Annotated in this window: 26 protein-coding genes; 10 read left to right on the top strand and 16 right to left on the bottom strand. The window is 61.5% G+C overall.

Annotation, left to right across the window (positions count from 1 at the left end; genetic code table 11):
• On the bottom strand, positions 1 to 1223 hold a 1223-nt coding region (locus tag V7Q10_RS01215; protein ID WP_333867211.1), incomplete at its 3' end, for a sarcosine oxidase subunit beta family protein.
• 180 nt (positions 1224 to 1403) lie between these two features.
• Here V7Q10_RS01215 and ccmI point away from each other — a divergent pair.
• From ccmI to V7Q10_RS01200, 3 genes are read left to right on the top strand one after another with little or no spacing between them, the layout of a single operon-like run.
• Complete coding sequence (gene ccmI / locus V7Q10_RS01210; RefSeq protein WP_333867210.1) at positions 1404 to 2912, top strand: c-type cytochrome biogenesis protein CcmI; 1509 nt, start codon at positions 1404 to 1406, stop codon at positions 2910 to 2912.
• Positions 2909 to 3388 carry a Holliday junction resolvase RuvX gene (ruvX, locus tag V7Q10_RS01205; protein WP_333867209.1) on the top strand — a complete coding sequence of 160 codons (480 nt, stop codon included), beginning with the start codon at positions 2909 to 2911 and terminating at the stop codon, positions 3386 to 3388. Before ccmI ends, ruvX begins: the two co-directional genes overlap by 4 nt.
• Positions 3381 to 3614 carry a DUF1289 domain-containing protein gene (locus tag V7Q10_RS01200; protein ID WP_333867208.1) on the top strand — a complete coding sequence of 78 codons (234 nt, stop codon included), beginning with the start codon at positions 3381 to 3383 and terminating at the stop codon, positions 3612 to 3614. Before ruvX ends, V7Q10_RS01200 begins: the two co-directional genes overlap by 8 nt.
• Here the strand turns inward: V7Q10_RS01200 and V7Q10_RS01195 are convergent.
• The 7 genes from V7Q10_RS01195 to V7Q10_RS01165 form a co-directional block, all read right to left on the bottom strand.
• The gene (locus V7Q10_RS01195) at positions 3611 to 5146 is read right to left on the bottom strand and encodes a cryptochrome/photolyase family protein (RefSeq protein ID WP_333867207.1); all 1536 of its coding nucleotides are present in this window, start codon (positions 5144 to 5146) and stop codon (positions 3611 to 3613) included. The two genes, V7Q10_RS01200 and V7Q10_RS01195, sit on opposite strands and share 4 nt — an antisense overlap.
• Positions 5143 to 5298 carry a DUF2256 domain-containing protein gene (locus V7Q10_RS01190; RefSeq protein ID WP_333867206.1) on the bottom strand — a complete coding sequence of 52 codons (156 nt, stop codon included), beginning with the start codon at positions 5296 to 5298 and terminating at the stop codon, positions 5143 to 5145. Before V7Q10_RS01190 ends, V7Q10_RS01195 begins: the two co-directional genes overlap by 4 nt.
• A gap of 60 nt (positions 5299 to 5358) precedes the next feature.
• A complete protein-coding gene (locus tag V7Q10_RS01185; RefSeq protein ID WP_333867205.1) occupies positions 5359 to 6177 on the bottom strand; it encodes a sulfite exporter TauE/SafE family protein in 819 nt (272 codons plus the stop codon).
• A 28-nt stretch (positions 6178 to 6205) separates the two neighbouring features.
• The gene (dusA, locus tag V7Q10_RS01180; RefSeq protein ID WP_333867204.1) at positions 6206 to 7240 is read right to left on the bottom strand and encodes a tRNA dihydrouridine(20/20a) synthase DusA; all 1035 of its coding nucleotides are present in this window, start codon (positions 7238 to 7240) and stop codon (positions 6206 to 6208) included.
• Positions 7241 to 7397: 157 nt separating this feature from the next.
• Positions 7398 to 8627, bottom strand: a complete 1230-nt coding sequence (locus V7Q10_RS01175) for an FAD-binding domain-containing protein (protein ID WP_333867203.1) — start codon at positions 8625 to 8627, stop codon at positions 7398 to 7400.
• 10 nt (positions 8628 to 8637) lie between these two features.
• On the bottom strand, positions 8638 to 9987 hold the full coding sequence (locus tag V7Q10_RS01170; protein ID WP_333867202.1) for an ABC1 kinase family protein: 1350 nt from the start codon (positions 9985 to 9987) through the stop codon (positions 8638 to 8640).
• A complete protein-coding gene (locus V7Q10_RS01165) occupies positions 9984 to 10391 on the bottom strand; it encodes a thiol-disulfide oxidoreductase DCC family protein (RefSeq protein WP_333867201.1) in 408 nt (135 codons plus the stop codon). The genes V7Q10_RS01170 and V7Q10_RS01165 overlap by 4 nt, the downstream gene beginning before the upstream one ends.
• 192 nt (positions 10392 to 10583) lie before the next feature.
• Here V7Q10_RS01165 and yghU point away from each other — a divergent pair, with 192 nt between their 5' ends.
• The 3 genes from yghU to V7Q10_RS01150 all read left to right on the top strand — a co-directional run bounded on the left by yghU (position 10584) and on the right by V7Q10_RS01150 (position 13336).
• Positions 10584 to 11438 (top strand): glutathione-dependent disulfide-bond oxidoreductase, encoded by an 855-nt coding sequence (gene yghU / locus V7Q10_RS01160; RefSeq protein ID WP_333867200.1) that lies wholly within the window; start codon positions 10584 to 10586, stop codon positions 11436 to 11438.
• A 136-nt stretch (positions 11439 to 11574) separates the two neighbouring features.
• A complete protein-coding gene (locus V7Q10_RS01155) occupies positions 11575 to 11937 on the top strand; it encodes a hypothetical protein (RefSeq protein ID WP_333867199.1) in 363 nt (120 codons plus the stop codon).
• A gap of 178 nt (positions 11938 to 12115) precedes the next feature.
• Positions 12116 to 13336: an NAD(P)/FAD-dependent oxidoreductase gene (locus tag V7Q10_RS01150; RefSeq protein WP_333867198.1), complete on the top strand. Its 1221-nt coding sequence runs from the start codon at positions 12116 to 12118 to the stop codon at positions 13334 to 13336.
• 51 nt (positions 13337 to 13387) lie between these two features.
• On the opposite strand, the gene ilvD is transcribed toward V7Q10_RS01150, so the two are convergent.
• The gene (gene ilvD, locus V7Q10_RS01145) at positions 13388 to 15226 is read right to left on the bottom strand and encodes a dihydroxy-acid dehydratase (RefSeq protein WP_333867197.1); all 1839 of its coding nucleotides are present in this window, start codon (positions 15224 to 15226) and stop codon (positions 13388 to 13390) included.
• Positions 15227 to 15508: 282 nt separating this feature from the next.
• On the opposite strand from ilvD, the gene surE reads away from it, so the two are divergent.
• The 3 genes from surE to V7Q10_RS01130 are packed head-to-tail and all read left to right on the top strand — an operon-like array spanning position 15509 to position 18212.
• Positions 15509 to 16294 carry a 5'/3'-nucleotidase SurE gene (surE, locus tag V7Q10_RS01140; protein WP_333867196.1) on the top strand — a complete coding sequence of 262 codons (786 nt, stop codon included), beginning with the start codon at positions 15509 to 15511 and terminating at the stop codon, positions 16292 to 16294.
• Positions 16291 to 16956: a protein-L-isoaspartate(D-aspartate) O-methyltransferase gene (locus V7Q10_RS01135; RefSeq protein ID WP_333867195.1), complete on the top strand. Its 666-nt coding sequence runs from the start codon at positions 16291 to 16293 to the stop codon at positions 16954 to 16956. Before surE ends, V7Q10_RS01135 begins: the two co-directional genes overlap by 4 nt.
• A 41-nt stretch (positions 16957 to 16997) precedes the next feature.
• Positions 16998 to 18212, top strand: coding sequence for a peptidoglycan DD-metalloendopeptidase family protein (locus V7Q10_RS01130; RefSeq protein ID WP_333867194.1), 1215 nt, complete (start codon positions 16998 to 17000; stop codon positions 18210 to 18212).
• Between the two features lie 44 nt (positions 18213 to 18256).
• Here the strand turns inward: V7Q10_RS01130 and V7Q10_RS01125 are convergent, their stop codons facing one another.
• The 5 genes from V7Q10_RS01125 to tatA form a co-directional block, all read right to left on the bottom strand.
• Positions 18257 to 19528, bottom strand: a complete 1272-nt coding sequence (locus V7Q10_RS01125) for a hemolysin family protein (protein WP_333867193.1) — start codon at positions 19526 to 19528, stop codon at positions 18257 to 18259.
• A gap of 47 nt (positions 19529 to 19575) precedes the next feature.
• Entirely contained in the window at positions 19576 to 20409 is an 834-nt protein-coding gene (locus V7Q10_RS01120) for an ATP-binding protein (RefSeq protein ID WP_333867192.1), read from the bottom strand.
• Positions 20402 to 21259, bottom strand: coding sequence for a twin-arginine translocase subunit TatC (tatC, locus tag V7Q10_RS01115; protein ID WP_333867191.1), 858 nt, complete (start codon positions 21257 to 21259; stop codon positions 20402 to 20404). The genes V7Q10_RS01120 and tatC overlap by 8 nt, the downstream gene beginning before the upstream one ends.
• Complete coding sequence (tatB, locus tag V7Q10_RS01110; protein WP_333867190.1) at positions 21256 to 21849, bottom strand: Sec-independent protein translocase protein TatB; 594 nt, start codon at positions 21847 to 21849, stop codon at positions 21256 to 21258. The genes tatC and tatB overlap by 4 nt, the downstream gene beginning before the upstream one ends.
• Before the next feature lie 67 nt (positions 21850 to 21916).
• Complete coding sequence (tatA, locus tag V7Q10_RS01105) at positions 21917 to 22123, bottom strand: twin-arginine translocase TatA/TatE family subunit (protein ID WP_333867189.1); 207 nt, start codon at positions 22121 to 22123, stop codon at positions 21917 to 21919.
• A gap of 171 nt (positions 22124 to 22294) precedes the next feature.
• On the opposite strand from tatA, the gene V7Q10_RS01100 reads away from it, so the two are divergent.
• A complete protein-coding gene (locus tag V7Q10_RS01100) occupies positions 22295 to 22966 on the top strand; it encodes a helix-turn-helix transcriptional regulator (protein ID WP_333867188.1) in 672 nt (223 codons plus the stop codon).
• On the opposite strand, the gene V7Q10_RS01095 is transcribed toward V7Q10_RS01100, so the two are convergent.
• Positions 22963 to 24042, bottom strand: a complete 1080-nt coding sequence (locus tag V7Q10_RS01095; protein ID WP_333867187.1) for an ABC transporter ATP-binding protein — start codon at positions 24040 to 24042, stop codon at positions 22963 to 22965. The two genes, V7Q10_RS01100 and V7Q10_RS01095, sit on opposite strands and share 4 nt — an antisense overlap.
• A 56-nt stretch (positions 24043 to 24098) precedes the next feature.
• On the bottom strand, positions 24099 to 24875 hold the full coding sequence (locus V7Q10_RS01090; RefSeq protein ID WP_333867186.1) for an SDR family oxidoreductase: 777 nt from the start codon (positions 24873 to 24875) through the stop codon (positions 24099 to 24101).
• Between the last annotated feature and the right edge of the window lie 145 nt (positions 24876 to 25020).

Genomic DNA, 25020 nt, shown 5'->3' with positions numbered 1-25020 from the left:
GATTCGTCGATGAACTGGCCTTCTTTGAAGCGCCACATATTGAAGGCCTCGGCCAGGGGGCCCGGCTCGCCTTTGGCGACCAGCTCGGCCATCGCCCAGCCGGATCCGGGGATCGCCTTGAAGCCGCCGGTGCCCCAGCCGCAGTTGATAAAGCAATTCCCCAGAGGGGTTTTCGAGATGATCGGCGAGCGGTCGCCGGTCATATCGACGATGCCGCCCCATTGCCGCAGCATTTTCAGCCGCGAGATCATCGGGAAGGTTTCGATCAGCGCGCGCAGGGTTTCTTCGATATGGTGGAACGAGCCGCGCTGGGTGAAGTTGTTAAACCCGTCGGTGCCGCCGCCGATCACCATCTCGCCCTTGTCAGACTGGCTCATATAGCCGTGCACGGTATTGGCCATCACCACCACATCCATGCAGGGTTTGATCGGCTCGGAGACCAGAGCTTGCAGCGCCACCGCTTCAACTGGCAGGCGGAAGCCTGCCATATCAGCGACTTGGCCCGAATGCCCCGCCACCACAACGCCGAGTTTTTTGCAGCCGATAAAGCCCTTGGTGGTGTTCACGCCGGTGACATTGCCAGCTTCCGAGGTAACGCCGGTGACTTCGCATTGCTGGATGATGTCCATCCCCATAGCCGAGCAGGCCCGTGCATAGCCCCAAGCCACGGCATCGTGACGCGCGGTGCCGCCGCGGGCCTGATAAAGCGCGCCCAGCACCGGATAGCGCGGCCCGTCGATATTGATGATCGGCACCAATTCCTTGACCCGCTGCGGCCCGATCCATTCGGTGGCGACACCTTGCAGGGCATTGGCATGGGCGGTGCGCTGATAGCCGCGAATTTCGTGATGGGTCTGTGCCAGCATCAAAAGCCCGCGCGGGCTGAACATCACGTTATAGTTCAGATCCTGCGACATCGTCTCGTAAAGCGAGCGCGCTTTTTCGTAGATCGCGGCCGAGCTGTCTTGCAGGTAGTTCGAGCGGATGATCGTGGTGTTGCGCCCAGTGTTGCCGCCGCCCAGCCAGCCCTTTTCGATCACCGCCACATTGGTGATGCCGTAATTCTTGCCCAAGTAATAGGCCGTCGCAAGCCCGTGGCCACCCGCGCCGATGATGATGACATCATAAGACTTTTTCGGCAGCGGCGAGGCCCAAGCCCGCTCCCAGCCCATGTGATGCGTCATGGCTTCTTTGGCGATGGCGAAAACTGAATAACGTTTCATGGGCGGCCCCCTATGGTTTGCTTGCGCGCTTATCTCTTGATTGCCGCTTTTACCCCGACATGCCAGCGGCACAATCGGGAAAATTACGACATCCGTCGCAGAATGACGCCTGCGGCGGAATCTCCCCTTTTGCCAAGCGGCCAAACCGCCTACATCAGGGCAAGACTGAAGGAGCGTGGCATGGACAATTGGCAATTCTGGGCGGCAGCGGCTGCGATCACGGCGGGCATTGCGGCGACGCTGTTGCAAGCCTTGCGGCGGGGCGATGCGCAGGCCGATGATGGTGCAGCGCTAAAGGTCTATACCGATCAGCTGGCCGAAGTTGACCGCGACCTTGGCCGCAATGTGATCTCGGCCGCCGAAGCCGAGCGGCTGCGGGTCGAGGTGTCGCGCCGCCTGCTGGACGCCGACCGCGCCTTGCAAAACGCGGCCCCGAAGGGCGGCAAGGGCTCGGCGCTGCCAGCGGTTTTGCTGATCATCGCGGTGCTGGCGGCGACGCTTTTGGTCTATAACCGCCTTGGCGCGCCGGGCTATGCCGATTTGCCGCTGCAAGCGCGGCTTGCGATCAGCGACGAGAATTATCGCAACCGCCCCTCGCAAGAGGCCGCCGAAGCCGCAGCCCCTGCCCCAACGCTTGCGCAGGCCGATCCGCAGTTCACCGCATTGATGGCGCAGCTGCGCGCCGTGGTCAAAACCCGCCCAGATGATGTGCAGGGTCTGGCGCTGCTGGCCAAGAACGAGGCGCAGCTGGGCGATTTCATTGCCGCGCGCAAAGCCTATCAGCATCTGGTCGAGGTCAAGGGCGACAATGCCAATCTGGACGACCACCTTGGGCTTGCCCAAACCATGATCGTGGCGGCAGGCGGTTTTGTCTCGCCCGAGGCGGAAAAGCATCTGATTGTGGTGCTGCAAGCCGATCCTAAAAACGGGCTGGCGCGCTATTTTTCGGGGCTGATGTTTGCCCAGATCGGCCGCTTCGACCGCGCCTTTGCGCTGTGGGAACCACTTTTGGCCGAAGGCCCCGCCGATGCAGTCTGGATCGGGCCTATTCGCGCGGGCTTGCAAGAGGTCGCCGATCGCGCCGGTATCAAATACCAGCTGCCCGATACGGGGCGCGGTCCGAATGCAGGGGATGTCGCCGCCGCTGGGCAAATGTCGGGTGCGGACCGCCAAGCGATGATCCAAGGCATGGTGGCGCAGCTGGAGGACCGTCTGTCCACCGAAGGCGGGCCGGTGGAAGAATGGGTCAAGCTGATCAACGCGCTTGGCGTCTTGGGCGAAGCAGATCGCGCCAAAACCGCCACCGATCAAGCCAAAGCCGCCCTGCCCGCCGAGGCTGCAACTTTGGACGCAGCCCTCGTCTCCGCGCTAAAGACCGCCCAGAACCCGCCAATGGGCGCGCCTGCGGCCAAAGGCCCCAATGCCGCTGACGTTGCCGCCGCCGCTGATATGGCGCCCGAAGACCGCCAAGCCATGATCAAGGGCATGGTCGGGCAATTGCAAAGCCGGCTTTACAGCGAAGGCGGCGCGCTGCCCGAATGGCTTAAGCTGATCAACGCGCTTTCGGTGCTGGGCGAGGCCGATCAGGGGCGCGAGGCCTATGATCGTGCGCAAGCCGTGTTCAAGGATGACGCAGCAGCGCTTGACCAGATCAAAGCGGCCGCCGTGGCCGCAGGGATCACCCCATGATCTTGACCGACATCGCCGAATTTGCCGCCCTGCTGAAACCCAACCGCGCGATCTGCGGGCTGGATCTGGGCGACAAGACCATCGGCATCGCGGTCTCGGACCTGCGGCGCAGCGTGGCCACGGCTATTCACACCGTGCGGCGGGTGAAATTCACCCAAGACGCCGCCGAATTGCTGGCGGTGCTGACCGAGCGCAACGTCTGCGGCATCATCCTTGGCCTGCCGTTGAATATGGACGGCAGCCCCGGCCCAAGGGTGCAATCGACCCAAGCCTTTGCGCGCAATCTGGAAAAGCTGACGCCGCTGCCGATCACCTTTTGGGACGAGAGGCTGTCCACCGTTGCCGCCGAACGCGCGCTGATCGAGGCGGATATGTCTCGAATGCGTCGCCGCGAGGTGATAGATCAGGTCGCAGCAGGCTATATTCTGCAAGGTGCGCTCGACCGCCTGACCTATATGGACAAAGCCGATGGATGAGATCTGGAAACGCGACGAAATCGACAGCCCCTGCGTCAAGCTTTGCGTGGTGCAGCCGCAATCGCGTCTCTGCGTCGGCTGTTTTCGCAGCATTGACGAGATTTCAGCTTGGTCGCGGATGACCCCTGACACCCGCAAAGCCATCATGGCAGAGCTGCCAGCGCGCGCAGGCCAAATCACCCAGCGGCGCGGTGGGCGCATGGCGCGGTTGGGCCAAGCCGACTAAATCCCCAAACCGCCCTGCGCCAGCATCGGATCGCCGGCTAAAAACGCCTGCGCTTGCGCGACAATCGGCGCGCGGTCCAATCTTGCAAGGTTCTTATAGGCCAGCGCCATGCGCGGATTACGCGCCAGCACCGGCTCGTTGGCGATCAGAAAGTTCCAATACAGGTAATTGAACGGGCAAGCCCCCGCCCCCAGCTTTTGCTTCACATCATAGGCACAGCCGCCGCAATAATCCGACATCCGGTCGATATAGGCCCCCGAGGCCGCATAGGGTTTCGAGCCCAACCGCCCGCCATCGGCATGGCAAACCATGCCATGAACATTGGGCAATTCGACCCAATCATAGGCGTCAACATAGACCGCCAGATACCAAGCCTCGATCTGCGCGGGTTCAATGCCTGCCAGCAGCGCGAAATTGCCCGTCACCATCAGCCGCTGGATATGATGCGCATAGCCCGTGCGCTGTGTCACACCGATGCATTCGGACATGCAGCGCATCTGCGTCGCCCCCGTCCAATAAAACGCCGGCAGATCGCGGACAGCACCCAGATGATTGCTGGCGGCATAAGCGGGCATCTCGGTCCAATAGATCCCGCGCACATATTCGCGCCAGCCCAAGACTTGGCGCACAAAGCCCTCGACCGCATTGATCGGGGCCCTGCCTGCGGCAAAGGCGGCTTCGGCGGCCGCGCAAACCTCGCGCGGTTGCAAAAGGCCGCAGTTGAGATAGGGCGAGATCAACCCATGAAACAGAAAATCCTCGCCCGCCTTCATCGCGTCTTGATAATCGCCAAACTGCGGCAGGGCGTTGTCGATAAAATCCTGCAAGGCTTGCAGCGCCTCGGTGCGGGTCACCGCCCAGCCAAAGCCCGCCAGATCGCCAAAGTTGCCTGAAAAGCGTTGCTCGACCATCGCCAAAACCTCGCGGGTGGTGGCATCGGGCACAAAGCGCAGCCGCGCGGGCGGGCGCAGGCCCTTGGGCAGGGATTTGCGGTTTTCAGGATCAAAGTTCCATTGCCCGCCGGTGGGGGCGCCGTCTTGCATCAAAAGGCCGCTGCGTCTGCGCATCTCGCGGTAGAAATACTCCATCCGGCCGGTCTTTTTCGCGGCCGTCAATTGGGCGAAATCGGCGCGGCTGCAAAAAAAGCGATCGTCGTCGCGGATCTGCACCGGCAGGCCGAAACGGCCCTGCCAGCCTTGCATCATCTGCAACACCCGCCACTCTGCGGCCTCGGTCACGACCAATTCGCTTGGCTTGTGGCGCGCCACGGCGCGGGCCACCTCGCCGCCAAAGCTGCCCGAATTGTCCGGGTGATCCAGTGTCACATAATCGACCGTAACGCCTTCTTCGCGCAGGCTTTGCGCAAAATGCCGCATCGCCGAGAAGATCAGTGCCAGCTTTTGCTTGTGATGCGGCACATAGCTCGCCTCTTCGGCGACCTCGACCATCAGCACCACATCGCCCGCGCCCAGACCCTGCAACGCTGAAAGTCCGCGGGTCAGCTGATCGCCCAAAACCAACCGCAGCGTCATGGCTTGCCCGCCGATTTGGCCGCACGGCAGCGGTCGGAACAGAATTTGACACTGTCCCAATCGCGGGCCCATTTCTTGCGCCAGCTAAACGGCAAGCCGCAGCAGGCGCATGTTTTCATCGGCAAATCCGCCTTCTTTCGCATCTTTGCCATAGCTTCCCCGCTTGCGTTCAGAAAAGGGGATATGGCGCAATCTTGGCCCAAGCCAAGGCCTTAGCCGAAAAACACCTTGCGCAGCATGTTCAGCGCCACCAGCATGATGAACACCGCAAAGGCCCGCTTCAACGGCTTGGGGTCCATGGCATGCGCAAGCTTGACCCCCCAAGGCGTGGTGATCAGCGTCATCGCAATCACCAGCAAGAACGCCGGAATATTCACCGCCCCCAGCGTAAACGGCGGCGCGCCCGATACCGGCAGCAGCAAAAAGCCCACCACCGAGGGCACCGCGATCAAAATGCCAAAGCCCGCCGCCGTGGCCACAGCGCGGTGGATCGCCACGCCGTAAAGGCTCATCAAGGGCACGCCAAAGGTGCCGCCGCCAATCCCCATCATCGCCGAAAAGAACCCCAGACATGTCGCATAAACCCCGCGCAAAGGCTGCGCCGGCATGCCATCCCCGAGCCGCCACTGCGCGCGCCCAAACGACAGATAAAGCCCGGCAATCAGCGCCAGAACCGCGAAAATCACCTGCAAGGTCAGCGATTTAACCTGCGAAGCCAAAAGCGTGCCCGCCAAGGCCCCCAGCACGATAAACGGCAGCCAAGCCCGCAACAACGCCCAATCCACCGCGCCTTTTTTGGAATGTGCCAGCACCGATCGCACCGAGGTCACAACGATGGTGGCAAGCGAGGTTGCCACACAAATCTGCATCAGCTTTGGCCCCTGATAGCCCAGATGCGCAAAGGTGTAGAAAAACGCAGGCACCAGCACGATGCCGCCCCCCACCCCCAAAAGCCCCGCAATCACCCCCGCAATCGCGCCGATTGCCAGCAAAAGCGCCACCATGGGCAAAAGCGTTGCAAGATCGGGCATCGGGTCTCTCCTTATGAGTTGGCAAAGCCTAGACCGCGGCTTCGCGCAGCGCCAGCCCCCCTGCGGCGGCATGCTCCAACTCGGCCAACGCCGCGTCCAGCACCTCGAGCCCAGCACCGGGTTTGTTGGCACGCTCTGACAGCACCCGCCGCCAGCCCCGCGCGCCCGCACGGCCGGCAAAAACCCCCAGCATATGACGGGTAATCTGGTGCAGCTTGCCGCCCTGCGCGATGTGATCAAGGATATAGGGCCGCATCGCCTCGACCGCGCCAAAGACATCGAAACCGCTCTGCTCGCCCCAAAGCGCATCCGCCCCCACCAGCACAGCCGCAGGGTCATGATAGGCGGCGCGGCCCACCATCACCCCGTCAAGCCCCTGATCCAGCAGGCCTTTCGCCTGCGCCAGCGTCGAGACACCGCCGTTGATGCAAATCGTCAGCTCGGGAAAAGCCGCCTTCATCCGCAACACCAGATCATAGTCAAGCGGCGGCACCTCGCGGTTTTCCTTGGGGCTTAGACCTTGCAGCCAAGCCTTGCGGGCGTGGATGATGAAATGCGTCACCCCTGCGGCGGCTACGGTCTGAAGAAACTGCGGCAAGACCTGCTCGGGGTCTTGATCATCGACGCCAATGCGGCATTTCACCGTGATCGGCACATCAGAATTGGCAATCATCGCCGCAACGCAGTCGGCCACCAGCGCGGGCCGCTCCATCAGCACCGCACCAAAGCAGCCCGATTGCACCCGATCTGACGGGCAGCCGACGTTCAGGTTGATCTCGTCATAGCCCCAATCTTGCGCAATCGCCACCGCTTGACCCAGCTCGCGCGGATCAGACCCACCCAGTTGCAACGCGACGGGATGTTCAGCGGCAGAATAATCCAACAGACGATCTTTCGGCCCATGCAGCACCGCAGGCGCTGTCACCATTTCGGTGTAAAGCATCGCCCGCCGTGTCATCAGGCGGTGAAAATACCGACAATGCCTGTCGGTCCAATCCATCATCGGGGCGACGCTCAGGCGATAACTATTGGAAATATCTGATTTTTCTTGCATCTTCGCCATTTCCACAGTCCTGCACTTTCGCCTCGCCTTGGCCGGTTTCCGCCGTTTCCGAGCCGCAGTATGACACGAAATCATCGGCAGGCGGAAGGCGTGATAGGATTGCCGCAGCCTAAGGCGCAGCTGCGCCGCAAGTCAGCGCACAGCGCCAAGCGCTTGGTTATCCCGCCTCGGGCAAAGACAGCAGGCTTTGCAAAATCTGCGGGATCTTTTGCCGGACCTTGAAAAACCCTGCGGTGGCATGCGGCCAGATCGCCCTATCCCAATCGCGCTGCCATTCGCACAGGCTGATGCCTTGGGCGGTCAAGGCGGGGGTGGCCTGATCCAGCCAGTCTTTCAGCGGGCCGCGGGTGACATAGGGCGTGACGATCTGGCGAGCCCCCGCGGCTGCGGCCCATTTGGCCAAAGCGGCAGGATCGCCCGCCTGCAAGGCCAAAGTCGTGCCGCCAAGCCGCAGCGCGGCATCCGCCAAGGCCGATGCCTCAAAGCGCGTCACCAGATCCGAGACCAGAAGCGGCGAGCGCAGTGCGCTGCTGGCCAAACTGGCTGTGGCACGAATATCAAGCTCTGCAAGGTCGAAATCTTCTGGTCTGCAATCTTGATCGGTGATCAGCAAGGCCGTGGGCTGGCGCGGGTCTGGCGGCGTGATCGCGCGCAACGCCAGCACGGGCGGCAAGCCATCTGGCTCGCTTGCCTCTAGCCCTTGGGTCACTTGCGCCAGATCGCTTGGGCGCGGCGCAAAGCGCCCTGCGGTAAAGGTGGCGATATTTTGCGCCTCGGCCGGATAGGGTTTGCCGCGGGTGTGCAGCCCCGCCACCCAGCGCCAGCCCAGGGTGTTTGACGCAGCATCGCCGTCCAGCAGGTGGCGATAAAAGAAATCCGCCCCCAGCCGCCAAGGCAGCCCCAGCGTAAAGATCCAGATCGAAGCAAACCACATCCGCGCATGATTGTGCAGATAGCCGGTCTCTAGCAGTTCGGCCGCCCAAGCATCAAAGCAGTCAAGCCCTGTCTGGCCGTTCATCGCACGATCAACATCTCGGCGCAGGCGGCGGTCGCGTTCAAGTGCGGCCAGATCAGCCGCAAGCCCAGTGCAATAGCTGTCCCAGACCTGCGGGCGGCGTTCCAGCCAACCCTTGAAATAGCCGCGCCAGATCACCTCTTGGATAAACTTTTCGGCATGCTCGGACCCGTGATTGGCCAGCGCCAGCGCCACCAGATCGCTCTCTAGCACCAGCCGGCGCGCCACATAGGGCGAAAGCAGTGACACCGCTTGATGCGCGCCGGCGCCAAGGTCAGTGTTGCGGCCATTGGCATAACGCCGCCCCATGCGAGGGGCAAAGGCTGCCATGATCTTTTCACCCTCGGCGCGGGTTGCAATCCAGTCTGTCATCGGAAGGGTCTCATGCTTGAGGAGAAGAGATATCGGCGCAATAGGTCTCGACCAGCGGGCGCAGCGCGACGCGGGCCTTCAGCTTGGCGGCCATCAGATACATGCCGCCAATCTTTCGGTGCAAAAACAGCGTGGCGGCGGGCGGCACATGCGCAAGCTCGCGGTCGCGGCCAATCGCAAGCCCCATATCGCGCAAACGCTCCAGCAGATCGCTTTGGCCAAAATCAAACGGCTGATCTTGGCGCAGCGGCGCCATCGCGGTCTCGAACATGGCTTGGATCAGCGCCTGATGCTGCGGCGCGGTGGCTTGGCTGAAATAGCCAATGCGCAACATGGCGTCGCGCGTCGCTTCGGCTCCGCCCAAAAGCGCGACGCGCGCAAGCGCGCGAAACTGCGCCGCAAGCTCTGGCGCAATCGGCTGCACCGCGCCAAAATCCAGCAGCACGATGCGCTCTGTCGTCGGATCATAGCGATAATTGGCAAGGTTGGGATCGGTCTGCATCGCGCCAAACACAAACAGCTCGCGCAGCACAAGCTCGATCAGCGCCGCCGCCACCCGATCACGCAGCGCCTGTGGTGCGCCGACCAAACTGTCCAGCGGCGCACTTGGCACATAGCTCATCGCCAAGACCTGCGGCGTGCAAAGGGGCAGGTGCAGACTGGGCAGGGCAAAGATATCTGATCCTTGCAGCACCGCACCAAAGCGGGCCAGATGCTGCGCCTCGGCCTGATAATCGGCCTCGGCATGCAACTGACGCTTGGCCTCGGCCAGCAAGGGCGCAAGATCCATCCCGCGCGGCACCAGCCCGGGCAGACGCAACAGCGTCGCCATATTGTCGACATCGCTGTCGATGCTGGCACGCACACCGGGATATTGCACCTTGATCGCCAGATCTTGACCATCGCGCGTCACCGCCCGATGCACCTGCCCGATCGAGGCGGCGGCAAAGGGGCGCACATCGAACCGCGCAAAGCGGCTGTACCAGCCCGCCCCCCATTCAGCGTTCAGCGTGGTTTGCACCTGTTTGGGCGGCATGTGGCGGGCATCATCGCGCATTCGGCTTAAAAGCGCTGTCATCTCTTCGGGCAACACAAGACCTGTGTCCATCGACAGCATCTGGCCAAGTTTTAATGCCGCCCCGCGCAGATGCGACAGCCCATCGGTCAAGCGCAAGCCATTGGCAGGAGTGAACAAAAGCTCGGCCAGATCAGGCCGCTTGCCGCTGGCCAAAGATCGCAAGCCACCTGCCGCCACGCCCCCCATAATGCCCGTCGCAATGCGGCCAAATTGCAAAAACCGCGCGCCGCGCCCGCTGGGCACCGCGGCGCCTTTGTCCTGTGACGGCACATCTGCGCTCATGCTTGGCCCTCACCTTGGCTGGCGTTTTTGCGCAAGCGGCGCAGGTGCAGCCGGTAGATCAGCGGCGCCAGCGCGTGATCGTAAAGCGCGCAAGCGCTTTGAAACACCCCCGGCAAGCCGACAAACCACGCCAGCCAGCGATAACGCGGCATCTGCGCCCAAAGCACGCGAAACGCCGGAATGCCAGAACTTAAGCTTCCGTCATGCAAGACATAAAGCCGCCGCGCCGCCTGATCTGCCTCAAGCCCCCAAAGCGCGCAGGCCGCCGAATTCAGATCGTCAAAGCGGATCGGCAGCCGGTTTTCCCCCGCATAGCGGGCGTAATGCTGTATCTCAAAGTTACAGACAGGACAGGCGGCGTTATAAAGGACAGAGGTTTCTGCGGGGGTTTGTGCGGGTTTCATTTGCCTCAGCTAGGCCTGTTCCCGCCAAAGTCCAATGCAGCGCGGCAAGATCAAGCCCGCCAGGACAGACGCGCGTCATCAAGCCTGCGCGATGGGCCGAAATGGCGATAGAAACCGCGCGCCGCTGCCGCTATGCTGGCCGCGTTCGGTCGCCTTCCTTGCGGCCTCCTCTTAAAAGACAGGCAGCATCACATGACAGATACGCCCTATACCCCGCCCAAAACCTGGACCTGGGACAAAGAAAATGGCGGCAAATGGGCCGGCACCAACCGCCCAATTGCAGGCGCCACCCATGACGCAGAGCTGCCGCGCGGCATCCATCCGTTGCAGCTTTACTCGCTGGGCACGCCCAATGGCCAAAAGGTAACGATCCTGCTGGAAGAGTTGTTGGCGCTGGGGGAAACCGGCGCGGAATATGATGCGTTTTTGATTGATATCGGCAAGGGCGATCAGTTCTCCTCTGGCTTTGTAGCGGTGAACCCAAATTCGAAAATCCCGGCTCTGTTTGACACCACCACGGGCATTCGGGTTTTCGAATCTGGCGCGATCTTGCTGTATCTGGCTGAAAAGTTTGGCCATTTCCTGCCAAAGGATCTGAAAGCGCGCAGCGAAGTGATGAATTGGCTGTTCTGGCTGCAAGGCTCGGCCCCCTATCTGGGCGGCGGCTTTGGCCATTTCTACGCCTATGCGCCGGAAAAGTTTGAATATCCGATCAACCGCTTTGCGATGGAAGCCAAGCGTCAGATGGATGTGCTGGACCGCGAGCTGGCGCAGAACCGCTATCTGGGCGGCGATGAGTACAGCATCGCCGATATGGCGACCCTGCCATGGTATGGCAATTTGGTTATGGGCGAGGCCTATAACGCGGGCGAGTTTCTGGATGTCGGGTCGTATAAAAACCTGCTGCGTTGGGCGACCGAGCTGCGCGCGCGCCCTGCCGTGCAACGCGGGCGCATTGTGAACCGCACTTGGGGCCCTGCCTCGGAACAGCTGCGCGAGCGCCATGATGCCTCGGATTTCGATCTGCGCACGGCAGATAAGCTTTAGGGGTGCAAAGCCCCCCCGTGGTGCAGCTTTGCGCTGCGGGGGGAGGCTTGAAAAGCGGCGCCAGTATTGTCTTGCTGGGGGGCGCGAGGCGTGGTTACCTAAAATTGGCAATTCGCCAAATTTTAGGAGTTTTATTGTGAAACCAATGCGTTATATCGCAATCGCCCTGTCATGCTGCCTTGGCACTTCTGCCATCGCCAGCGGGCTGGACTTCACGATCGACAATGAAACCGGCTATGATATTCGCGCCGTCTACATTGATGCCAATGCCAGCAACGTCTGGACCGAGGATGTGATGGGCCGCGATATTTTGGAAGATGGCGCGGCCGTCGACATCACCTTTGACGAAGGCCAAGACAGCTGCATGTGGGACGTAAAGGTGGATTGGACCGAAGATTACCCCGCCACAGTCTGGAGCAATCTGAACCTTTGCGACATCTCGAAGCTGACGCTGAAATACAACCGCGACACCGATGTGACCACCGCTTTTACTGAATGATCCAGCCAGCTTAGGCTTGGCGGGGGCCTATCGCGCGGCAAGGCCCCCGCCTATTCACCGGAAGGCACCAACGGCCTGCGAATTTGATTTGCACCAAAGCGCTAAGCAAGAGATATATCGAGGCAAAGCCAATCTGCGGCGCAGCCTGTGCTTGCGCCCGCCCTTTATGAAAGCCGCCATGACCGCCCTGCGCAGCGATACCCCCGCGAAATCTTCCTATGACGTCATCATCATCGGCGGGGCCATGCTTGGCTCGGCCACCGCTTGGTTTTTGGCGCAGAATGCCGATTTCAACGGCTCGGTCTTGGTGATTGAACGCGACCCAAGCTATGCTTTGGCTGCGACCTCGCATACCAATTCCTGCATCCGCCAGCAGTTTTCCAACCCGCTGAATGTGCAGATCTCGCAGTTTGGCGCGGAATTTGTGCAAAACCTGCCGCGCTATATGGGGGCTGCATCGGGTGCGCCCAGCCTAAAGATCCAGAACTTTGGCTATATGTATCTGGCCGACAGCCCGGCTTTTGCCGAGGTTTTGCGCGCAAGCCATGCGGTGCAGGCCGCCGCAGGATCCGCCACGCGCTTGCTGACGGCCGATCAGATCAAGGCGGAATACCCGTTTTACAACACTGACGATCTGATTTTGGGCTCGATCAACACCGTCAACGAGGGGTATTTTGACGGCATCACCGTTTTTGACCAATTCCGTCGCGGCGCGCGCGCGGGCGGGGTCGAGTATCTGGCAAATGAGGTTGTAGCCCTCACCAAAAACGCCGCCGGCACGCGGGTTGAAAGTGTCACGCTGAGATCGGGCGAGGTGATCGCTTGCGGCCAGATCGTCAATGCTTCGGGCACGCGCGGGGCGGTGACGGCGGCAATGGCAGGGATCAGCATCCCGATTGCCCCGCGCAAGCGCTTTACTTGGGTGTTTAGCGCCGAGACGCCGCTCGACCGGCCGCTGCCGCTGACCATCGACCCGTCTGGTCTGCATGTGCGCCAAGACGGTGCCACCACCTATATGGCGGGCGGTCATACCGAGGCCGATCCAACGGTCGAATTTGACGATTTCGAGATGGATCACGCGCTGTGGCAAGACCATATCTGGCCCCTGCTTGCCACCCGCATTCCCGCCTTCGAGGCGATCAAGGTACAGCGCGAATGGGCGGGGCATTATGATTTCAACACGCTGGATCAAAACGCCATCACCGGCCCGCACAGCGAGGTTGCGAACTTTTTCTTTCTGAACGGATTTTCCGGCCACGGCCTGCAACAAAGCCCGGCCATGGGGCGCGGCACCGCCGAATATCTGACCTATGGCGGCTATCGCAGCTTGGATCTCAGCCCCTTTGGCTTTGACCGTATCACCCAGAACCGCCCGTTTTTCGAGACAGCGATCATCTAACGCAAAAGGGCCGCATCAGCTGCGGCCCTTTTTCAAATCCTGAGGCCCGCCTTATTCGTCGGGCAGTTGCCGCACCGCCCCGGTCGCCGCCGAGGTGGCAAACAGCCCATAAGCCCGCAGCGCTTGCGAGATTTTGCGCGCACGCGGCTTGGCAGGTTTCCAACCGGCGGCATCTTGCGCCGCACGGCGGCTGGCAAGCTCTGCCTCTGAAACGATCAGCTGGATCGAGCGGTTGGGGATATCAATCTCGATCCGGTCGCCTTCATTGACCAAACCGATCAAGCCACCCGAAGCCGCCTCTGGCGAGACATGGCCAATCGACAGACCCGAGGTGCCGCCCGAAAAACGCCCATCGGTCAACAGCGCGCAATCCTTGCCCAGACCTTTGGATTTCAAATAGCTGGTCGGATAGAGCATTTCCTGCATCCCCGGCCCGCCCTTTGGCCCTTCATAGCGGATCACCAAGACATCGCCCTTGTTGATCTTATTGGACAAAATCGCCTCAACAGCGGCGTTCTGGCTTTCAAACACCCGTGCGGGGCCTGCAAAAACCAAGATGCTGTCATCGACGCCTGCGGTCTTCACAATGCAGCCTTCCAGCGCGATATTGCCCGACAGCACCGCCAAACCGCCATCCTTCGAGAACGGGGTTTTGGCCGAACGGATCACGCCGTTTTCGCGGTCGCGGTCAAGGCTGGCCCATTTGCGGCTTTGGCTAAAGGCGACTTGCGTCGGCACGCCGCCCGGAGCTGCAAGGAACAGCTCCTCTACCGCGGGATCGTTCGAGCGGCTGATGTCCCAAAGGTCAATCGCGGCGCCCAAGCTGGGCGCATGCACGGTCGGGCAATCGCGGTTCAACAGGCCTGCGGCATCGAGCTGCCCCAAGATCGCAAAAATCCCGCCTGCGCGGTGGACGTCTTCCATGTGAACGTCTTGCTTGGCGGGGGCGACCTTGCACAGCACCGGCACGCGGCGGCTTAGGGCGTCGATGTCATCCATGTTGAAATCAATCCCGCCCTCATGGGCGGCGGCCAGAATATGCAGCACGGTATTGGTCGACCCGCCCATCGCGATGTCCAGCGTCATCGCGTTTTCAAAGGCGGCTTTGCTGGCGATATCGCGCGGCAGCAGGCCTTTTTCGTTGCCCTCGTAGTGGCGCTTGGTGATGTCAACGATGACGCGGCCAGCTTTCAAAAACAGCTCTTGGCGCGCCGAATGGGTCGCAAGCGTCGAGCCATTGCCGGGCAGCGACAGCCCCAGCGCTTCGGTCAGGCAGTTCATCGAATTGGCGGTGAACATCCCCGAGCAGGACCCGCAGGTCGGGCAGGCCGCAGCCTCAACCGCTGCCACATGTTCGTCCGACACGGAATCGTCCGCCGCAACCACCATGGCGTCGACCAGATCCAGCGCCAGTTCCTTGCCGTCGATCACGACCTTACCGGCCTCCATCGGCCCGCCGGACACAAAGACCACCGGAATGTTCAGCCGCATCGAGGCCATCAGCATGCCGGGGGTGATTTTATCGCAGTTGGAAATGCACACCATCGCATCGGCGCAATGGGCATTGACCATATATTCCACCGAATCCGCGATCAATTCGCGCGAGGGCAGCGAATAAAGCATGCCATCATGCCCCATCGCGATGCCGTCATCGACGGCGATGGTGTTGAATTCTTTGGCGACACCGCCTGCGGCCTCGACCTCGCGGGCCACCATTTGGCCAAGGTCTTTCAGGTGAACGTGACCCGGCACGAATTGGGTGAAAGAGTTCACAATCGCGATGATCGGCTTGCCAAAATCGCCATCCTTCATCCCCGTTGCGCGCCAAAGCCCGCGCGCGCCCGCCATATTGCGGCCATGGGTGGTGGTTCTGGAACGATAGACGGGCATAGGATCATCCTTAAGGTCAGGGCGAGAATTCTGCGGACTGCCGCAAATACATGCCCCCAAGGATGGCGCGGATCAAGGGTCAAACGCCAAAACACTGCGAAATCGCGCAAATCGGCGCAAAAGAGATGGGCGTAAGGCTCTGGCAGCAAAGCCGCAGCCTTGGCGGCAAAATCCCTGTCCAATATAGCACAGATTGCGGTTTGACTTGTCAAAACCACCAGCAGTGCTTGCCCCACGCCCCGCTTGCCGTTATCACCAAGCCAAACATTATAGGCGGACGCCATGCGCATTCTGATCACCAATGACGACGGCATTAACGCCCCGGGGCTTGTGACCCTGACCAAGATCGCCACCGAGCTGGCAGGCCCGCAGGGCGAGGTCTGGACAGTCGCCCCCGCCTTTGAACAATCCGGCGTCGGCCATTGCATCAGCTATACCCATCCGATGATCAACGCCAAGCTGGCCGAGCGGCGCTATGCGGTCGAAGGCTCGCCTGCTGATTGCGTGCTTGCCGGGGTTTACGATGTGCTGGGCGGCCATAAGCCCGATCTGGTGCTGTCTGGCGTCAATCGCGGCAACAACGCGGGCGAGAATGTGCTGTATTCCGGCACCATTGGTGCGGCAATCGAGGCGGCCTTGCACGGCATCCCTGCGATTGCGCTATCGCAATATATGGGCGCGGCCACCAATGGCTTGGACGATCCGTTTGAGGCCGCAGCCACCCACGGTGCAACCGTCATCCGCAATCTGCTGGAACGGGCGATCTGGACCAATGACGATTATCGCGTGTTCTATAACGTGAATTTCCCACCCTGCCCTGCGCATCTGGTCAAAGGCAGCCGCGTCACCGCCCAAGGCTTTCGCCGCGATGTCAGCTTTGGCATCGAGCCTTACACAGCCCCCTCGGGCAAGCGGTTCTTGTGGATCAAGGGCGGCGCGCAGGCCACGCCGACGCTGCCGGGCACCGATGTGCATGCCAATCTTGACGGCTATATCTCGATCACGCCGCTGCGCTGCGATCTGACCGCGCATGACCTGCTGGCCGATCTGACCGAGCGGCTTGCATGAGCGAAAACGACGCGCCTCAGGACGGCTCGGCCGCAGAACAGAAAATGCGGTTTCTGTTCGCGCTGCGCTCGCGCGGGGTAACAGACAGCCGTGTGCTGTCGGCGATGGAAGCGGTGGATCGCGGGCTGTTCGTGCGCGGGCTGTTTGCCGAACGCGCCTATGAGGATATGCCGCTGCCGATCCCTTGCGGCCAGACCATCAGTCAGCCGTCAGTCGTTGGCATCATGACCCAAGCGCTAAATGTGCAGCCGCGCGACACCGTGCTCGAGGTTGGCACTGGCTCTGGCTATCAGGCCGCTATTCTGGCGCATCTGGCGCGCAGGGTCTATACCGTGGACCGCCACCGCCGGCTTGTGCGCGAGGCGCAAGAGCTGTTTCGCGAGCTTGGTTTGGTCAATATCGTGGCGATGTCGGCCGATGGCAGCTTTGGGTTGCCCGAAACCGCGCCTTTTGATCGCATTATCGTGACTGCCGCGGCCGAAGACCCGCCCGGACCGCTCTTGGCGCAGTTAAAGCTTGGCGGTATCATGGTTGTGCCTGTGGGCCAGTCCGATACTGTGCAACATCTGATTAAAGTGACCCGCCTTGCCACGGGCTATGATTACGAAGAACTTCGGCCGGTGCGCTTTGTGCCCTTGCTTGAAGGTATCAGCAGCGAATGAAAGCCCCGCGAGACAACGCGGGCCAAAGTAAAGAGGCCAGCATGACCCATCAGACCCTTGCATTCTCGACCCGCCCCAGCGCGCTTGTGCGGCCCGCTTTGGGGCTGACGGCGCTTTTGATGCTTGGGGCCTGTAATGCCAGCAATCCGCTGGATTGGGATCTGCGCACCGGGCCAAATTCGGGCGATACCTCGGTGGCAGCCGTCAGCGCCTTGGACCAACGCCCGCAGGCCGATGCGCGCGGCGTGATTTCTTATCCCACCTATCAAGTGGCACTGGCGCAGCGCAATGACACGGTGATGAGCCTGGCCAAGCGCGTTGGCGTGCCGCCAGATCAGCTGGCCAGCTATAATGCGTTGCGCCCAGCTGATACCCTGCGGGCGGGCGAGGTTTTGGCGCTGCCCACCCGTGTGGCCGCCGCCGACATTCCCACCACCGGCGGCGTGATCGGCGAGACCGCAGCCCCCGGTCGGGTTGACGTCAGCACCATCGCCACCACTGCATTGAACCGTGTCGATGCCCAAAGCCCTGCCGCCACTCCCACCAGCAAGCAAGTGCAGCCGCAAACCTTGCAGTCCCAGCCGATCCGCCATCAGGTCAAGCGCGGCGAAACCGCCTTTACCATTGCGCGGCTTTACGGTGTGCCAGTGCGGTCTTTGGGCGAATGGAACAGCCTTGGCACCGATCTTGAAGTGCGCGAGGGGCAATATCTGATCATTCCAACCTCAAGCGCGCCACCAGCCAATTTGGTGGCCGAGACAGCCACAGCTCCGGGCACGCCAACACCGCTGGCGCCGCCGCCCTCGGCAAAAACACCGCTGCCCGCCGAAAAGACCCAGCCCGCTGCGCAAACCGCCGCGCCTGCCCCCGTGGCAGACCTTGGCAAAGACCGCACCGCCGTCTCGGCATCAGCCTTCGAGATGCCCGTGCAGGGCAAAATCATCCGCAGCTATGTCAAGAAAAAGAACGACGGCATCGACATTGCAGCCCCTGCGGGCACGGCGGTGAAATCGGCAGCCGATGGCGTGGTCGCGGCAATCACCAAAGACACAACCGGCACGCCAATCGTCGTGATCCGCCATGCCGATGGCATTCTGACGGTCTATGCCGGGGTTGACGGGCTTAAGGTCGCCAAGGGCGCTGCGGTCAAGCGCGGCCAAACCATTGCAGCCGTGCGCAACGCCGAACCCGCATTCGTGCATTTCGAAGTGCGCAAGGGCGTCGATTCCGTCGATCCGATGAGCTATCTGCAATAAGGCGCTTGGGGGGGGCCGTGCGCCGCCCCCCGACCCTGCCGGGCTTAAGCCTTTGTCACCAAGACCTTGTCGATCCGCAGGCCGTCCAGATCCACCACTTCAAAGCGATAGCCCTCGGCCAGCAGCGCATCGCCCAAGGCAGGAATGCGGCCCAATTGGTGCAGCACCAGCCCCGCCACCGTGTCATATTCCCCCGCCAGATCGCGCGACAGCGCCAGCCGGTCGCAAAGCTCGTCCGCAGGCATCCAGCCCGAAACGATCAGACTGCCATCGCCCCGCTCGACCAGCGCCGGTTCGTCCAATTCAGACGAGCGCACCGCCCCAGTGATCGCCTCTAGCACATCATCAGTGGTGATAATGCCCTGAAAGGTGCCATATTCATCATAGACCAAAGCCAAATGATCGCGGCTTTTTTGCAAGATCGCCAGCACATCCAAAGCGTCCGACAGTTCTGACACCACCGGCACATCGCGCAGCAGCGCGCGCAGATCCAAGGCCTCGCGGCGCGACACCGCCTGAAAGGCATCGGCAAGCGTGACAATCCCCACCACCTCGCCGGTCTCGCGGCTTTGCACCGGCATGCGCGGCCGCGCGATTTTGCGAATGGCGGCCACCGCTTCGGCCGAGCTTGCCTCTAGATCCAGCATGGTGATCTCGTGGCGCGGCGTCATCAGTGCGCGGGTGGCGCGATCGCCCAGCCGCATCACGCCCGCCATCATCTCGCGCTCGCCATCCTCTAGCACGCCGCCGGCATGGGCTTCGGTCAACAGCGAATGCACCTCTTCTTCGGTGACACGGTTGTCTTGCGCGCCGCCCTGCCCCAGCAGCCAAAGCAACAATCGGCTCGACCCATCCAGCAGCCAAACCAAAGGCGCAGCCAACAGGCTTAGACCGGCCAAAATCGGCGCCACCCAAATCGCGATGGCTTCGGCATTGCGCAGTGCGATCTGTTTTGGCACCAATTCGCCAACCACCAAAGACACATAAGTCAGCACCACCACCACGCCGCCGACGCCAAAGGTCGCAGCCCAATCCGCCGCCACGCCTTGCATCAGCAGCCAATCCGCCAGCCGCGCGCCCAAGGTCGCCCCCGAAAACGCGCCCGACAAAACGCCGACCAAAGTGATACCGATTTGCGCGGTAGACAGCAGCCGCCCGGGGTTTTCCGCCAAGCGCAGCGCCACAGAGGCACCACGGCTTTTGCCCGCCAGTGCCTTAAGCCGCGCCGGGCGCGCCGACAAAACCGCCAGCTCTGACATCGCCAAAACACCGTTCAGCGCAATAAGCGCCACGACAATAAAAAGTTCTGTAATCATAGCCGCAAGATCATCGTTGGCGCGCGAAATAACAAGACCTGTCGCGCCTAAACCGAAACCCCATGCCGTGCCGCCAAATCGCAAAAGAACTGCCACGCCACCCGACCCGAACGCGAGCCACGGGTGACCTGCCATTCAATCGCCTCGGCGCGCAGCGCGCTTGCCTCGACCACCAGCCCATGCGCCGCGCAATAGCCGTCAATCATCGCCAGATATTCGTCTTGCGAACAGGAATAGAACCCCAGCCACAGCCCAAAACGATCTGACAGCGACACCTTTTCTTCCACCGCTTCGGTGGAATGGATTGCCGCTTGGGTTTCATTCTCGATCATGTCGCGCGGCATCAGATGCCGGCGGTTCGAGGTGGCATACATCAGCACATTCTCGGGCCGCCCCTCGATGCCGCCATCCAGCACCGCTTTCAGCGATTTGTAATGCTCGTCGTCATGGCTAAAGCTCAGATCATCGCAAAACAGGATAAAGCGGTAGGGCGCCGCACGCAGATGCGACAGCAGGCGCTGCACCGATGGCAGGTCTTCGCGGGCAAGTTCGACGATCTTCAGATCATGGCCTTCGCCGCGCACTTGCGCGTGCACCGCTTTGACAAGACTGGATTTTCCCATGCCCCGCGCGCCCCACAAAAGCGCGTTATTGGCAGACAAGCCACGGGCAAAATGGCGGGTGTTTTCCAGCAGCGTATCGCGCGCCCGGTTCACCCCGATCAGCAGGTCCAGATCGACCCGCGACACCTTTACGATCGGCTGCAAGCGGTCTGGTCCCGTGGCCCAAGCAAAGGCCTCGGCGGCAAAATCGGGCGCGGGCTCTGGCGCTGGGGCCAAACGCTCCAGCGCCTCAGCGATACGGATCAGCACATCATTCATCGTCTTCGTCCGGTTCTACCCAAGTGCCATCGGCCCGTTCACGCGCCTCGCGGTCACGTTCAAATCGCGCAATCATCCAGATCGACACTTCATAAAGCGGATAGATCGCAAGGAACAAGATCAACTGGCTGACCACATCGGGCGGTGTCACAATCGCCGCAATCGCCAAAATCGCGATCACCGCATATTTGCGCGTTGCCCGCAGACCAGCCGAAGAAATGATCCCCGCCTTGCCCATCAGCGTCAGCAAAACCGGCAGCTGAAAGCACAGCCCAAAGGCCATGATGAACTTCATGCTCAGGCTTAAAAACGCATCCGCCGAGCCTTGAAACTTGGTGCTGGCCAAGACCTGCGCGCCAAGTTCAGCGGTCTTGCCACCGATCCAAGTCGGCAGTTGCTTGTCCTGAAAGCCCAGAAAGAAATCAAAGGCAAAGGGCAGAATGATGAAATAGGCAAAAGCCGCCCCAATCGCGAACATGATCGGCGAGGCCAGCAAAAACGGCAAAAACGCATTCTTTTCATTGCGGTAAAGCCCCGGCGCCACGAAACGCCACATGTGATAGCCCACCACCGGAAAGGCCAGCGCAAAGCCGCCCCAAGTTGCGATCTTAATGGCGACGAAAAAGCCTTCCTGCGGCGAGATCAACACAAGATTGCATTCCTGCATCCGTGACGCCAGCGCCGTACACAGCGGTTTTGACAGCATCAGGAACAGCTCGTCCGAGACATAATAGGCGATGCAAAAACAGGCCGCAAAGGCCAGCAGTGAATACATCACCCGCGTGCGCAGCTCTTTCAGATGTTCGATCAGCGGCGCGCTTGATCCATCTACATCATCGACATCGCTCATGCTTCATCTGCCTTTTTGGTCTTGCGCGGAGCGCGGGGCGGCTTGGCGGCGGCGGCTTCGGCCACCACTGGCTTTTTCGCCCGAGGTTTTGGCGCGGGCTTGTCAGCGGCGGCGGTTGCGGGCTTGGCCTCGACCGCCTTCAGCTTTTCGCTGGTTTCCGCCAGAATCGCCTTTTTCGCCGCCTGCTTGTCCATCAGCGCCTGTGTTTCCGGCCCAAGAATGGTTTGCGTGGTCACCGCCGGTGGCGTCGCGGGCATCGGCGGTGGCGTCAGGGGGCGTGCGGGGCCGCTGGGTTTGGCGGCATTCTTGATCGGATCCCATTTCTCGAACCGATCTGCGGCCTCTTTGACCTTATCAAGCCCCATGCCCTTGGCCGAGGTCGCCGATTTCAGATCCTTGGCAACATCTTTAATGCCGGTATCGGCAGCCGCCTGCTCCATCGCGCGCGAAAACTCGCGCCCCATGGATTTGATCTTGGCGGTAAAGCGGCCAATCTGGCGGAACATTTGCGGCAAGTCCTCAGGACCAACCACGATAAGCGCGATAATGCCGATCAACAGCAGTTCGGCAAAGCCGATATCACCAAACATCTTGCGTCTGCCCTTTCAAGGCTAAGTCAAGGAACAGCAAAAACGGCAAGGCCGCCCTGCGAACCGATCAGACCTTGTCTTTTGGCTCGGGTGTGACGTCCTTGGCCTCGTCAGCGGCAGCCTTTTCGATTTCAGCCGAGCCGTCCGATACGCCCTTTTTAAAGGCAGTGATGCCCTTGCCGACTTCGCCCATCAGGCTTGACACCTTGCCACGGCCAAACAGCACCAAAACCACGACAGCGATCAACAGCAGTTGAAGCGGACCCATTTGCATTTACGCATTCCCTTTTTGCAGGCCGCATCTGCGCGGCGCCTTCCAAAGCAGAGTTACCGACAAACCCGCGCATGAAAAGCGAAATCGCGCCTGTTTGCCCTGCCATCGCCCCCCTTTACCCCTATATAACTGACAGCTATATGTCAGTTGTCATAATTGAAGAAAGCCACGATGAGCCGCACCGACCGCCTGTTTGATGTGATCCAGATCTTGCGCGATGGTCGCTTGCATCGGGCCTCGGATATGGCGCAGCGGTTGGATGTTTCGGTGCGCACGATCTGGCGCGATGTCACCACGCTGATGGCCTCGGGCCTGCCGGTCGAGGGCGAGCGTGGCGTCGGTTATATCTTGCGCGCGCCGATCACCCTGCCGCCGATGCTGCTCTCGGCGCAGGAATTGGACGCGCTGCGAGAAGGTCTGCGGCTGGCTGCACGCGCGCCCGATGCGCCGCTGGCGCGGGCGGCGCGCAAATTGGCCAAGCGCATCGCCGCCGTCACCCCCGCACCGCAAAGCGATCCTGATCAGCTGTTTGGCGTCTCGGGGCGCAGCGAAAACCGCGCGCCGAAACATCTGCCCCCCCTGCGCCGTGCGATCAAAGCCCGCGAAAGGGTCACCGTCAGCTACCTGGACCCGCGCGGATTCGAAAGCCACCGCGATGTCTGCCCGCTTGCGCTGGACCGCGAGGGCCGCATTGCCACCTTGGTCAGCTATTGCGAGGCGCGCGCGGGGTTTCGGGTGTTTCGGATGGACAGGATCATTGCGGTGGCGGCCACGGGCGAAAGGTTCAGCCTGCCACAAGGCGCTGGTCTTGCCGAATATCGCGCAGCCCTTGCAAAGGATTAGGCGGCTGCAAAGACATGGCAGCGGTCGCGTCGGATCATCAGCCACAGCGGCGTGCCCAGTTTTGGCAAAAACACCCCCGGCACCGAGGCTGTCAGCACCGAGCCGTCAAGCTCCATGCGAAACTCGACCAGGCTTTCGCGCCCCAGATAGCGCGCGCGCTGCACCACGCCGCGCGCCGCCGTGCCTTCGGTTTGCGTCGGATTGGGCCCGCGTCCGGCGCGGTCAAAGTCGATTTTCAGATGCTGCGGCCGGATCACAATATCGACCTTGGCCCCGTCCGCATAGCCGGGCGTCAGAAAGGCGCCAAAGGGTGTCTGGGTCAATGCCCCGCGAGAGGTGCCGCTGATCACATTGATATCGCTGAAAAAAGCCGCAGCCGCGCGGTCGGTCGGTTTGTTATAGATATTATAGGGCGCGCCGCGCTGCACCAGCCTGCCGCCCCGCATCAGCGCGATTTCATCGGCCATCCGCATCGCCTCATCGGGTTCATGCGTCACCAGCAGCACCGCAGCGCCTTCGGCCTTTAGCACCTCGAGCGTGGTGTCGCGAATGCCGTCGCGCAGGCGGTTGTCCAACCCCGAAAACGGCTCGTCCATCAGCATCACGCGCGGGCGCGGCGCCAGCGCACGCGCCAAGGCCACCCGCTGCGCCTCGCCGCCCGACAGCTGGTGCGGATGCTTGGCCTGAAAGCCGGAAAGGTTCACCTTTTCAAGCAGTTCATCAACGCGCCGCTGTTTGTCACCGCGCCCGCCTTGCAGGCCAAAGCCCACGTTCCCCGCCACAGTCAGATGCGGAAACAGCGCGAAATCTTGAAACATCAGCCCAACGCCGCGCGCCTCGGGGGGCTGATTTACCCCTGCGCCAAACACCGTCTGTCCGTCAATAACGATCCGACCCGCCGAGGGCCTCTCGACCCCCGCGATCATCCGCAGGCTGGTGGATTTACCGCAGCCCGATGGCCCCAAAAGACACATCACCTGCCCCGCCGCGACCTGCAAACTTAGGTCAGACACCACATCGCGGCCGCCAAATTGGCAGCCAAGCGATTGGATTTCAAGGCGAACAGCGGCTGTCATTATATCCCAACAGATTTGCTTGGTCTTTCTAGCAGCCGCTGCGCCCTAGGGCAAGATCACAGCGTGGTATTGACCGCGCCGCCATCCAGCAAGATGTTCTGCCCCACCATAAAGCCCGCATGCTGGCTGCACATAAACGCGCAAGTTGCGCCAAATTCGGCCGCCGTGCCATAACGGCGCGCGGGGATGCTGGCTTGGCGTTCGGCCATGGCCGCGGCCATAGTGATGCCGCGCGCGGCCACCACGCCCTCATCCAGCGACACCGCGCGGTCGGTGGCATGAATGCCGGGCAGCAAGTTGTTGATCGTCACACCAAAAGGCGCAACTTGGCGCGCAGTGCCGCCAACATAGCCGGTCAGCCCCGCCCGTGCCGCATTGGAAAGCCCCAGTTGCGGAATCGGTGACTTGACCGATTGCGATGTGATATTGACCACCCGCCCCCAGCCCTGCGCGATCATCGCAGGCAGCAGCGCCTTCATCAGCGCAATCGGCGTCAACATATTGGCGTCCAGCGCTTTGATAAAATCATCGCGGCTCCAATCAGACCAGACACCGGGCGGTGGGCCGCCGGCGTTTGTGACCAAGATATCCAGCCTTCCCGCGGCAGCCAGCACTTCCGCGCGCCCTGCCTCGGTGGTGATATCGGCCGCCACTGTCGTGACCTGCACACCAAAGCCCCGCAGATCGGCCGCCGTGGCCTCCAGCGCCTCGGCCCCGCGCGCGTTGATCACAAGATCCACCCCCGCCTCGGCCAAAGCCATTGCACAGCCGCGCCCCAAGCCCTTGGAGGCCGCACAGACCAATGCCCGCTTGCCCTTAATCCCCAGATCCATCTTCGCCTCCCTGGTTTTGCGCCAGCCTAACAGCAGCCCCGCGCAAAAGCCAAGCGTTGCGAAATCACCGCAATCTTACCTATAAAAAGCCGCAATATATTGGAAACCTGCATCAAAGTGCGTTTTCCCTCCACCGGCCGGCGTG

The organism is Cypionkella sp. (assembly GCF_036782355.1).
In the GTDB taxonomy this organism is placed as follows: domain Bacteria; phylum Pseudomonadota; class Alphaproteobacteria; order Rhodobacterales; family Rhodobacteraceae; genus Cypionkella.
The sequence above is the reverse complement of the archived record's forward strand: the minus strand, read 5'-3'. Positions and strand labels throughout refer to the sequence as shown.